Here is an 11973-nt window from a genome sequence, read left to right on the forward strand (position 1 = left end):
CCTCAGCCCTGCGCGTGCCGGTCCAGGAACGTGTAGACCTCGTTGTCATCCACCCCGGGGAACGCGCCGCGGGGCAACGGGGAGAACATCTGCATGTGCACGCGAGCGCTCGGCCAGGCTTTGCCCTGCCAGCGCGCGGTGAGATCGGCCGGGGGTCGTCGGCAGCACGATTCGTCGGGGCACGTCGAGGTCGCCCGCTTCTGCGTCTCGCGCCCGCGGAACCACTTCGCGTCGTCGAACGGGACGCCGACGGTGATCGAGAACTCCCCGTCGGAGGTCGATCCGGTCTGGGTCGAGCACCAGAACGTCCCCGCCGGGGTATCGGTGTACTGGTAGTGCTCGGTCGTGCGGTTGTGCTCCGAGAAGGCTGCGCGGGCCGACCATCTGCGGCAGACGATCTGTCCCTCGATGGACCCGGTCACATCGTGGGGGAGCGGCAGGTCGTCGTTCTCGTACACACGCGAGATCGCACCCGAACCGTCGGCGCGGAGGAAATGCAGGGGGATGCCGAGATGCCGGGTGAGCAGGTTCGTCAGACGCATCCCGGCGGCTTCGTGGGTGACGCCGAACGCGTCGCGGAAGTCCTCGACGGCGAGGTTGCGATCCTTCTTGGCCTGCGAGAGGAAGGCGACGGACGCGGTCTCGGGCATGAGCGCGCACGCTGCGAAGTAGTTGATCTCCAGGCGCTGCTCGAGGAAATCGGCGTAATCGGTGGGGCGCTGATGCCCGAGGAGCCGGTGCGCCATCGCTTGCAGTGCCATCGACCGAAGTCCGTGGCCACCCGGGATCGACGCGGGCGGCAGATAGATGCGACCGTGCTCGAGGTCGGTGACCGAACGGGCCGAGTGCGGGAGGTCGTTGACGTAGAGAAGCTCGAAGCCGAGCTGCTCGGCCATGATGCTCACCGTGCGGTGGGTGAGGGCGCCGGACACATGTCCCGCGGCCTTGAGCTGCTTCTCCGCGAGCTGTTCGATCTCGGGCAGGTAGTTGTCGCCCTCGCGCATCCGCAGCCGCAGTTCGGTATTGGCGCGGCGGGCTTCCTCGGGTGTGGCGATGGCCTCGCGCTCGCGACGCTGCAGCTCGCGGTGCAGACCGAGAATCGACTCGATCGTCTCATCCGGGATGCCCTTGGTCACCTTCACGGCCGGAATGCCCAACTGGCGGAAGATCGAGCTGGATTGCGCGCGTGCCAGCTCGATCTCCAGCGCTGCGCGGCGGTTCGGGGGCTCGGTGGAGAGAAGGTCGGTCACCTCGACGCCCGTCGCCGTCGCGATCGCCTGAAGAAGCGACAATTTCGGTTCGCGTTTGCCGTTCTCGATCAGGCTCAGCTGGCTGCCCGCGACCCCGACCAGCTCGCCCAGCTCGTCCAGCGTCAGGTGCTGCGAGACGCGCTGGTGCCGGATGCGGTGGCCCAGCGTGGACAGTTCCAGAGAGGTGGGGGCCATTCCTTGATGATACTGAAAGAATGGCCATTCTTGATCTGCATAAGAGCTGAAACTCCTAGGGATACCTCGCATAGTAGAGGAAGAGCACCGATCTGACGATCGAAGAGGAGTAACCATGGCACTGGCCGACATCTTCACCCGCCCCGCGCCGCGCACCGCACGCGGACCTGCCCCGGTGAGCGCGGAGTTCGGCAAGCGGCCCGAGATCGCGGGCGCCGGCATGGCCGACCTCATCGCCTGGGTCGACCAGATCGCCGCGCTGACCCAGCCCGACAGCATCCACTGGGTAGATGGTTCGCGTGCCGAGAACGACGCCCTGCTGCGCGAGATGGTCGACGAGGGCAAGATCATCAAGCTGAACCCCGAGTGGCGTCCCGGCTCGTACCTCGCCCGTTCGCACCCGAGCGATGTCGCCCGCACCGAAGGCCGCACGTTCATCGCGTCCGAGCGCGAAGAGGACGCCGGCCCCACCAACAACTGGATCCAGCCCGCCGAGATCCGCGACACGTTGCGGGGCATCTTCGCCGGCAGCATGCGCGGACGCACCATGTACGTCGTCCCGTTCTCGATGGGCCCCGTCGGCGGTCCGCTCTCGCACATCGGCGTGCAGGTCACCGACAGCGCCTACGCGGTGACCTCCATCGGCATCATGACCCGCGTCGGCACCGACGTCCTCCACCAGATCGCGAAGGGCAAGCACTGGGTCAAGACGGTCCACTCCGTCGGCGCCCCGCTTGCGCCGGGTGAGCAGGACGTTGCGTGGCCCTGCAACGACGAGAAGTACATCGTCCACTTCCCCGAGACCCTCGAAGTCTGGTCGTACGGGTCCGGGTACGGCGGCAACGCCATCCTCGCGAAGAAGTGCTTCGCGCTGCGGATCGCGTCCGTCATCGGCCGCGACGAGGGCTGGCTCGCGGAGCACATGCTCCTCATCCGCGTCATCGACCCCGCCGGGCGGGCTTACCACGTCGCTGCGGCGTTCCCGTCCGCGTGCGGCAAGACCAACCTCGCGATGCTGCGCCCGACGATCCCCGGTTGGCGCGTCGAGACCCTCGGCGACGACATCGCCTGGCTGCGCCCCGGCGAGGACGGACGTCTGTGGGCGATCAACCCCGAGTCCGGGTTCTTCGGCGTCGCGCCCGGAACCGGCGAGTCGACCAATGTCACGGCGGTCGAGACGCTGTGGGGCAACACCATCTTCACGAACGTCGCGCTGCGCCCCGATGGTGATGTCTGGTGGGAAGGGCTCACGGACGAGCCGCCCGCACAGCTCACCGACTGGGAAGGCAACGCGTGGACCCCGGATTCCGGACGCCCCGCGGCGCATCCGAACTCCCGCTTCACCGTGGGCGCGGGTCAGTGCCCGCAGATCGCCGCTGACTGGGAGACCCCGGAGGGTGTCCCGCTCGACGCGATCCTGTTCGGCGGCCGTCGGGCGACGAACATTCCGCTGGTGGTCGAGGCCACCGACTGGACTCACGGCGTGTTCATGGGCTCGAACATCTCCTCTGAGCGCACCGCCGCCGCCGAGGGGACCGTCGGCGAGCTGCGCCGCGACCCGTTCGCCATGCTGCCCTTCTGCGGCTACAACATGGCCGACTACTTCGGGCACTGGCTGAAGGTCGGCCAGAAGCTGCGGTTCGACCGCGCGCCCCGGATCTTCCAGGTCAACTGGTTCCGCAAGGGCTCGGACGGTCGTTTCCTGTGGCCCGGCTTCGGCGACAACTCGCGTGTCATCGACTGGATCATCCGTCGCATCGACGGTTCCGTTTCCGCGGTCGACAGCCCCATCGGGCGCCTGCCGCGCACCGAGGACCTGAACCTCGACGGCATCGACGTGCCCCAGGAGGACCTCGAAGCGCTGTTCGCGATCGACCCCGCCTCGTGGCTGCGCGAGGCCGACCTGACCGAGGAGTTCTACGGCACCTTCGGCGGTCGCATCCCCGCACCGCTGCAGGCCGAGCTGTCCGCACTGCGGTACCGCCTGCAGCGCGCCTGATCCTTTCGCGCCCGCGGTTGCGGGTACCCCGGGGGTGCGATTCCCTGGATTGCGGGAACCCCTTGGGCTCCCCTGTCGCAAACGGTCGCACCGCCCGGCGTGTCGTGACAGGCGAGCGGCCGGGGTTGCGGGTGCCTTGGGTTGCGGGAACCCCTTCAGGTCCCCTGTCGCAAACTGTCGCGTCGCCCGGCGTGTTGTGACAGGCGAGCGGCCGGGGTCGCGGGCCCCTTGGGTTCCGCTGTCGCGAACGGTCGCGTCGCCCGGCGTGTTGTGACAGCCGAGCGGCCGGGGTTGCGGGTGCCCTTGGGGTTGCGGGTGCCTTGGGTTCCGCAGTCGCGAACTGTCGCGTCACCGAGCGTGTTGTGACAGCCGAGCGGCCGGGGTTGCGGGGGCCCCTGGGGTTGCGGGTGCCTTGGGTTCCGCAGTCGCGAACGGTCGCGCCGCCCGGCGTGTAGCGACAGGCGAGCGGCCGGGGTCACGGGCCCTTTTGGTTCGGCTGTCGCAAACTGTCGCGTCACCGGGCGTGTTGTGACAGGCGAGCGAAGGGGTGCTCGGGAGCGAAGGGCGATTCGGAGCGGAAGAGGAGCCGGGGCGCTAGACCAGCAGCTGGTGCTTGGCCAGATCCCGGTACAGCGGTGTCGAGGCGATGAGCTCGGAGTGCGTTCCCTGGCCGATGACCTGACCGCGATCCAGCACGACGATCAGGTCGCTGTCCACCACGGTGGAGAGCCGGTGCGCGATCACAATGAGCGTCCGCCCTGCCGCGACCGCGTCGATGGCCTCGCGCATCCGCTGCTCGTTGACGCCGTCGAGCGAGGAGGTCGACTCGTCCAGCAGCAGGATCGGCGGAGCGGCCAGCAGCGCCCGCGCGATCGCCAACCGCTGACGCTCGCCGCCCGAGAGCATCACTCCGCCCTCGCCGACCGGCGCCTGCAGGCCGAGCGGGTTGCGCTCGAGCACCTCGGTCAGATTCACGGCGTGCAGCACCCGCTCGCAGGCGGCGTCGGACGCGTCGGGAGAACCGAGTCGCAGGTTGTCCGCGATCGTTCCCGCCAAGGTCGGGGCGTCCTGCTCGACGTAGCCGAACTGCGCGCGCAGCTCCTCCCGCGGGAGCAGTCGGATGTCGCGACCGTCGAGCTCGATCGCCCCGCCGGTCGGATCGTAGAACCGCTCGATCAGCGAGAGCACCGTGCTCTTCCCCGCCCCGCTCGGCCCGACCAGGGCGACGCGCGAACCACGAGGCACCGCGAACGTCACGCCGCGCAGGACGTCGCGATTCTCCTCGCCGGCGGTGTCCGCTGCGGAGCGCTCCAGATGCACCTGCTCCAGCACGGCACGCGCCTCCGCTGTCGCCGCCTCGCGGGCCGCGACGACGGCATCCGGATACCGGAACCGCACGTCGCGGAACGCGATCGCGACCGACGCCGAGGCGTCGGTCCTCGCGACCGCTCCCTCGCGCTCCTCTGCGGATCGCAGGGCGGACGCGGCTGCTGCGTCGCCCTGCTCCTCGGTGGGCAGGTCGAGGACCTCCTGGATGCGCCCGAGGGCGCCCAGCGCCTGGTTCACCGAGGTGATCGCTCCGAACGTCGACCCGAGCGGGGCGATGAGCAGGAACAGGAAGATGATGAACGTCACGAGGCTGGCGATGCTGATCGCGCCCGATGCGACGCGGAATCCGCCGACGCCGAGCACGGCGAGAAGCGACACCTGCAGAGCGATGCCGGCGACCGGCACCACCAGCGCCGAGACCTTCGCGATGCGCACGCCGACGGCGTAGGCATCCGTCGCGAGCGATGAGACCGACGCCACCTCACGCTCCGTCGCCCCGGCGGCGCGCACGGTGCGGATCGAGCCGACCGCGCGCTCGACAGCGGATGCGAGCTCGCCGACCTTGGCCTGCTGCTCGGTGGATGCTGTGCGGATCCTGCCGCTCAGCAGCACCACGACGACGACCGAGACGCCGATCACCACGACGATCAGCAGCAGCAGGATCGGGTCGATGATCGCCATCGCGATCAACGCGCCGACGAAGATGAGCGCGTTGCCCACGGCATCCGCGAGGCCCTGGGTGAGCACCGCGTACAGCAGCGTGGTGTCGGTGCCGACGCGCGAGACCAGGTCGCCGGTGCGTCGGGCGTCGAACTCGCTGATCGGCAGGTGCAGGATGCGCGAGATCAGCCTGCGCCGACTCGAATAGACGACGGCGGTACCGGTCCGCTGCAACAGGAAGTGCTGGTAGCCCGAGATCACGGACGACACGATGACCAGAGCGATGAGCACCCACACGAGCGAACCGAGCGGATCCTCGTTCTGCACGCGCTCGATGACCTGGCCGACCAGCAGCGGCTGGGCGAGGGTCGCGATCGCGCCCAGCACGCTGAGCACGGCGACCAGCACGAGCACGCGCTTGTGCTCGAAGATGAACGGCAGGAGCTGGCCGAAGGTCGCGCGCGGGCCCTCAGGAACCTTCTGACCGCGGCGACGCCCGGTCGCAGCGGGTGCCGCCTCGACCGGCTCCGCGCCGGCATCGGACAGGACGCGCTCCACATCCTCGGTGCGTTCTACGGACACAGTTCTACCTCTGGTTCCTCGGGGTCACTTACGACCGTACTTCTTGTGGACGGCCTGCCGGCTCACGCCCAGGGCGGCGGCGATCGCCTGCCAGGAGTATCCGAGGTTGCGCGCGCGGCGCACTTGGACCTCCTCGGCGCGAGCGATCTCCTGTCGCACCCCGGCGAGCCGGTGCAGCTCGGCGATCGGCGCACCCTCGGGCACCGACCCGATGAGGGTCCGGATCTCGTCGCCGCTCATACGCTTCGTCCTTCGGATTCCGGATGCCGCGTCCGCGGCATCCGTCAACCATAGTTGACGTATCGAGAACATGTCAACTGAGGTTGACGCGGACCGTCTGCGCAGACCACGCACGGATGTGCCCCGCCCGAGGGATCGGACGGGGCACACTCCCTTGCGGTGCTCAGCTCAGGAATGCGAGCGGAACACTGCCGCTACTTCGCCTGGGCGGCCAGCTCTTGAGCAGCGTCTTCCTTCAGCCGGGCCATGTCGATCTTGCCGTGGGGACTGCGCTCGAGACTCGGGCGCACCAGAATCCGCCGCGGCTTCTTGTAGCCGGCGAGCAGCGGCTCGACGTGCGCGCGCAGGTCCGCCTCGGTGACGACGGCCCCCTCGGTGGGCACCACGATGGCCGTCAGCGCTTCGCCGAACCGCGCGTCCGGGAGTCCGAACACGATGGCGTCCGCGACGGAAGGGTGCGCCAGCAGCGCATCCTCGACTTCGACGGGGTAGACCTTCTCGCCGCCGGTGTTGACCACCGAGCTGCCGCGACCGAGCAGTTCGACGCAGTTGTCCTCGAGCACCTCGACCCAGTCGCCGGGCATCACGTGACGAACGCCCCCGATCTCCGGGAAGGTGGCACGGGACTTCACTTCGTCGCCGAAGTAGCCCTTGGGAAGCGTTCCGCGGAAGGCCAGGATGCCGCGGGCGCCGACGGTGCCCTGCACCTCGCGCAGCTCCTCGTCGAGAACGACCGCACCCGGAAGCATCCGCAGGTGACCCGGGAGATCCTCGGGGCGCGCCGTCACGCTGACGGCGAACGGGCCGCCCTCGGTGGAGGCGAGGAGATCGATGATCGAGATGTCGCCGAGCAGGTGCAGTCGCCCCTTGGTCGCGTCGCTGAACCGCATCCCCGAGCTGATGATCGAATCGACCTTGCCGAGTCGCGCAATGCCCGCCCGCTCCGCGGCTTCGACGAGGGGAAGCGCCACCGCGTCCCCGGCGACGATCACCCGGGTGGCGCCCTTGTCGATCGCGAGACGAACCGCCTCGTCGGCGTCCAGCCGCGGCGATGCATTGATGATCACGGTGCCGCCCAGCACGAGCGTGTTCATCGACGTGAACAGCGCGGTGCCGTGCATGAACGGGGCGAGCGGAAGGGTCGCTACTCTCGGCGTCTCCGGGTCCGCCGCGATCCGCACGACATCGGCCATCGTCTGGGGTGTCTGCAACCCGGAGGACGCGTAGATCGAGTACAGCTGCACCTCGAGGATGTCCTGCGTGCCCCACACCACGGCGCGCGGCCGGCCGGTCGTTCCCCCGGTGTACAGACGCAGCTCGCCGTCCGCGGGCGGCGTCGCGGGCAGTCGGCCGCCCCCGGCGATGATCTCGGAGTAGTCCAAGGCGCCCTCGACCGGTCCGCCACCGTCATCGACCTGGATCAGCAGAGGCATGCTCGCGGCCTCGGCGACCGCCGCGGTCACGACATCGGCGAGCGAGGTCGGGAACAGCAGCGCCGCCGCCTGCGAGTCCTGAAGCAGCTCGGCCACCTCGGTCGGGCGGTAACGGTAGTTGATGGGCACCGGCGCGATGCCGGTCGCGAAGCAGGCGAACAGCGCGACGAGGTACTCCGGGCGGTTGTACATCAGAATCGCGACCGCGTCGCCCGGGCGTATCCCGGCATCCTGGAGCCGCGTGGCGAACGCGCCGGCGGCCCGGGCGAACTCCCGGTAGGTCAGCGTGGCCTCGCGGGTGGTGATCGCCGGTCGATCCGGCAACGCGCTCGCCACGGCCTGCCATACGTCGCTGTAGTGACCCTTCATCTCGTGGCCTCAGTCCCGCGACGGCGGACCGGAAGGCTGGGCGAGGTCGGCCAGCTCCGAACGCCAGGCGGCATCGATGCCGGCGGCGCTCCAGCCCCCGTCGGAATCGACCGTCCGCAGCGAGGCCGGGTGGGAATAGAGCGTGATCCGGTCGCCACCGATGCCGATGGCCTGCCCGGTGACCTCTGCCGAGAGCTCCGATGCGAGCCACACGATCAGCGGCGCGACGTCCTCGGGGGAGCCGAGGGCGTGATCGCGGCGGTACTCGGTCGGGATCGGATTGCCGGCGACGAAGTCCTCGTACACGGCCGTGTAGGCGGGGATCGTCGCGGTCATCGGCGACAGGGCGGTCGGAATGACGGCGTTCGCGGTGATGCCGGCGCGGCCGAGCTCGAGCGACCAGGTGCGTGCCATGGCGACCAGTCCGGCCTTCACCGCCGCGTAGTTGGTCTGGCCGAAGCTTCCGTACTGGCCGGCGGGCGACCCGATGAGGATGATCCGCCCGCCTTCGGCCTGTGCGCGCATCGCGATCGCGGCGGCGCGGCCGCACGTGAAGGTGCCGCGCAGGTGTGTGTCCACGACGGCGTCGAAGTCGTCATCGCCCATCTTCCACAGCACGCGGTCGCGGAGCACCCCGGCGTTGGCGACGAGGATGTCGAGCCGGCCGAAATTCGACAGCGCGGCATCCACCAGGGCGTCTGCGGTCGACGCGGGACCCACGGGGGCGATGACGGCGACGGCACGGCCGCCGGCGTCGGTGATCGAGGCGACGGTCTCGGCGGCCGTGGTCGGGTCGACGTCGTTGACCACCACGGCGGCACCTGCCGCCGCCAGGGCCTCGGCGTACGCGCGGCCGAGACTGCGGCCGCTGCCGGTGACGATCGCGACGCGACCGTCGAGGCGGATCTCGGTCTGGGTGGTCTCGCTCATCGGTAGTACCTCAGCACGAACTCGGCGACGCAGGCGGGTTTCACGGAATTCTCGATCTCGAAGGTTACCGGCACCTCGATCTGCCAGCCACCGTTGACCTCGGTGACCGTGGAGACCTCGCCGTGCACGCGGATGCGGGAGCCGACGGGCACCGGTGCGGGGAAGCGCACCTTGTTCAGTCCGTAGTTGATGCCCATGCCGGCACCGGTGACCTCGAACACCTCGGCCATGAGCGGCACCACAAGACTGAGCGTGAGCAGTCCGTGTGCGATGCGTGTGCCGAACGGCGTGGATGCGGCGTACTCCGCGTCCAGGTGGATGGGGTTGTGATCCCCGGATACCCGGGCGAACAGATCGACCTCGTCCTGGGTGATCTCTCGCCACGACGACGGCCCGAAAGCCGTGCCCCGCAGAGCGGCGAGATCCTCGATGGCAGTCGAGAGTGCGACGGCCTCCTGCATGGGCATTCTCCTTCGAACACGTTGCTTCGCCGGCACGTTCGTACCGCGATAGATTCAGGTTACCTGAAACTAAACCACTTGTCACCTCGCCTGCGTTAGCCTGAACCGCACTGGGGAGAGGGTCAGTATGGAACGGCAGGGAAATCTCATCTATGTCATCAAGCAGCTCGACCTCGCGCTGAGGCCGCGCTTCTTCGAAGCGTGCGCGAGCGCGGGCATGACGGCGGCGCAGTACACGGCGATGACCGTGCTCGCACGGCGTCCCGGCATCACGAGCTCAGAGCTCGCCCGTCGGTCGTTCGTGCGCGCCCAGACGATGGCCGCGACGATGGACCCGCTGCTGGAGGCCGGTCTGGTGCGTCGGGAGCGGGATCCGCAGCATGGCCGACGCATTCTGCTCTACCTCACCGAGAGCGGCGCGGACGCGGTCGCCGGGCTCGCTCCGCGCGTGGATGAGCTCGAGGAGCTGCTCGTCTCGGATCTGTCCGAGCAGGAGCGCGCGCAGTTCGCGGAGTACCTGCGTCGCTGCCGCAACGCGCTCGGCGAGGCCGGGCACCGCGTGCCGCCCGCAACGACGAAGGGACCTCACGCGCTCTCCCTCGACTGATCGGGGTTACAGCGATCCGGTGACGCCCAGGCCCAGATCTTCGTCGTAGTCGATGTCCTTGGTCTCGGGTGACAGGAACAGCGCCACAAGCGTCAACACCGACATCCCGGACAGGTAGAGGCCCACCAGCCAAGGGCTCCCGCCGGCGGCGGCCCACAGCGCGACCGCGACGATCGGGGCGAGGGCGGCCCCGAGGATCGACGAGACGTTGTACGCGATCGCCGAGCCGGAATAGCGGACGTTCGTCGGGAACAGCTCAGGCAGCACCGCCCCCATCGGCCCGAAGCTGGTTCCCATCAGCACGAACCCGAAGACGAGGAACGCCTGCACCAGCGCGCCGGTGAACTTGGGGTCTGCCTGGGGGAGCAGGAACACGTTGAACAGCAGTCCGAAGACGATGATGCCGCAGGTGACCCAGATGAGCAGCGTGCGGCGGCCGATGCTGTCGGCGATGGGTCCGGACAGCAGGGTGAAGATGCCGAAGAAGATCACACCGATGATCTGCATCAGGACGAAGTCGGTGTAGCCGAAGCCCAGTCCGGGATAGAACTGGGCAGCGAACGCGACCGCATCGAACGGTTGCCCGGCAGCCTGCGCGGCCGCCTCGGCGGCTGCGGATGCGGTGCTCAAGTCGGCAGGCTTCGTACCGTACGAGAGCGTGAAGTTGGTCATCAGGTAGAACAGCACGTAGGTCGCCAGCATGATGAAGGTGCCGAGGATCAGGTGCTTCCAGTGGTGGCGCAGCACGGCGCCGAGCGGGAACCGGCGGATGACGCCCTTCTCCTCCGCCTTGACGAACGTTTCGGACTCGACCAGGCGCAGCCGTACCCACAGGCCGATGATGACCATCACGGCGGAGAAGAGGAACGGCACGCGCCATCCCCACGCCAGGAACGCCTCGGAGCGCTGCCCGGCGCCCTCCGGATGCGGCAGCAGCCAGTTGATGGCAAGGAACACCGTGTTGGCGATGATGAAGCCGAGCGGCGCGCCGAGCTGCGGGAAGGTCCCGTACCAGGCCCGTTTGCCGGCCGGCGCGTTCTCGGTGGCCACCAGCGCCGCGCCGGACCACTCGCCGCCGAGCGCGAAGCCCTGCGTCAGGCGCAGGATCAGCAGCAGGAGCGCGGCCCACCACCCGATCGCGTCGAAGGTCGGAAGACAGCCGATCAGGAACGTCGCGATCCCCATCGTGAGCAGCGAGGCGACGAGGGTCGCCTTGCGGCCGAATCGGTCGCCGAAGTGACCGAAGATCACGGCTCCGACCGGCCGCGCGATCATCGCCGCACCGAACACGCCGAACGACGCGAGCAGGGCGGTGGTGTCGTTCCCGGTCGGGAAGAACAGGATCGGAAAGACCAGGACGGCGGCCGTGGCATAGACGTAGAAGTCGTAGAACTCGATCGTCGTGCCCACCAGGCTGGCGGCGATCACGCGCGAACGCGGGTTGGCGGGGGCTATCGGTGCGGCGGCGGTGCTGGTCATGAGTGCTCCCGCGTCAGCGCCACAGCAGCGCGATCGCTGCGTTCAGAAGGGTCAGGATGCCGACCAGCCAGAACACGGCGGGCGGCACGGTGCCGCCCTTGCGCTGACGGGAGGATCCGACGCCGAGCAGGGCGCCGATGACCAGCAGCACGACGAGCTTGACGACGATCTTCACGTAGTTCAGCTCGTACGGGATGCCCCACGGCGCGGCGAGGATGAGCCCCGCGACGAAGGAGATCGAAAGGCCGATGCTCATCAGCGACGTGACCTGCACCCGGCGGTTGAACACTTCGACCGCCCACGCGCCGAACAGCAGCGCGAAGCCGCTCAGATGCACGAGCACGACGACCTGGCGAAGGATTTCGAGAGCGTCCATGCCGCCAACGCTATTCCCCGTACCGGCGATCCACCAGCAAGGCGTGCCTCAGCAAGCGCGCAG

General features: G+C 68.8%; 10 protein-coding genes. 2 read left to right on the plus strand and 8 right to left on the minus strand.

From position 1 onward, the window contains the following. Positions 1 to 2 precede the first annotated feature (2 nt). Positions 3 to 1445, minus strand: a complete 1443-nt coding sequence (locus ABD655_RS05335) for a helix-turn-helix domain-containing protein (protein WP_344712192.1) — start codon at positions 1443 to 1445, stop codon at positions 3 to 5. A gap of 115 nt (positions 1446 to 1560) precedes the next feature. Here ABD655_RS05335 and ABD655_RS05340 point away from each other — a divergent pair, with 115 nt between their 5' ends. Then, on the plus strand, positions 1561 to 3444 hold the full coding sequence (locus ABD655_RS05340) for a phosphoenolpyruvate carboxykinase (GTP) (RefSeq protein ID WP_344712193.1): 1884 nt from the start codon (positions 1561 to 1563) through the stop codon (positions 3442 to 3444). Positions 3445 to 4038: 594 nt separating this feature from the next. On the opposite strand, the gene ABD655_RS05345 is transcribed toward ABD655_RS05340, so the two are convergent. From ABD655_RS05345 to ABD655_RS05365, 5 genes are all read right to left on the minus strand, one after another. Then, on the minus strand, positions 4039 to 5991 hold the full coding sequence (locus tag ABD655_RS05345; RefSeq protein WP_425561674.1) for an ABC transporter ATP-binding protein: 1953 nt from the start codon (positions 5989 to 5991) through the stop codon (positions 4039 to 4041). Between the two features lie 48 nt (positions 5992 to 6039). Beyond that, entirely contained in the window at positions 6040 to 6255 is a 216-nt protein-coding gene (locus tag ABD655_RS05350) for an AsnC family protein (RefSeq protein WP_344712194.1), read from the minus strand. Positions 6256 to 6449: 194 nt separating this feature from the next. Beyond that, the gene (locus tag ABD655_RS05355) at positions 6450 to 8057 is read right to left on the minus strand and encodes an AMP-binding protein (RefSeq protein ID WP_344712196.1); all 1608 of its coding nucleotides are present in this window, start codon (positions 8055 to 8057) and stop codon (positions 6450 to 6452) included. Between the two features lie 9 nt (positions 8058 to 8066). Continuing rightward, positions 8067 to 8987, minus strand: a complete 921-nt coding sequence (locus ABD655_RS05360) for an SDR family NAD(P)-dependent oxidoreductase (protein WP_344712198.1) — start codon at positions 8985 to 8987, stop codon at positions 8067 to 8069. After that, on the minus strand, positions 8984 to 9448 hold the full coding sequence (locus ABD655_RS05365) for a MaoC family dehydratase (protein WP_344712200.1): 465 nt from the start codon (positions 9446 to 9448) through the stop codon (positions 8984 to 8986). The genes ABD655_RS05360 and ABD655_RS05365 overlap by 4 nt, the downstream gene beginning before the upstream one ends. 127 nt (positions 9449 to 9575) lie before the next feature. Between ABD655_RS05365 and ABD655_RS05370 the strand changes: the two genes are divergently transcribed. Beyond that, positions 9576 to 10055, plus strand: a complete 480-nt coding sequence (locus tag ABD655_RS05370) for a MarR family winged helix-turn-helix transcriptional regulator (protein WP_344712202.1) — start codon at positions 9576 to 9578, stop codon at positions 10053 to 10055. 6 nt (positions 10056 to 10061) lie between these two features. On the opposite strand, the gene ABD655_RS05375 is transcribed toward ABD655_RS05370, so the two are convergent. Together ABD655_RS05375 and ABD655_RS05380 are read right to left on the minus strand one after the other, a co-directional pair. Continuing rightward, positions 10062 to 11534, minus strand: a complete 1473-nt coding sequence (locus ABD655_RS05375) for an MFS transporter (RefSeq protein ID WP_344712204.1) — start codon at positions 11532 to 11534, stop codon at positions 10062 to 10064. 13 nt (positions 11535 to 11547) lie between these two features. Further along, a complete protein-coding gene (locus ABD655_RS05380) occupies positions 11548 to 11910 on the minus strand; it encodes a Fe-S protein (RefSeq protein ID WP_344712206.1) in 363 nt (120 codons plus the stop codon). Positions 11911 to 11973 lie beyond the last annotated feature (63 nt).

Source organism: Microbacterium terregens (assembly GCF_039534975.1).
Taxonomy (GTDB): Bacteria; Actinomycetota; Actinomycetes; order Actinomycetales; family Microbacteriaceae; genus Microbacterium; species Microbacterium terregens.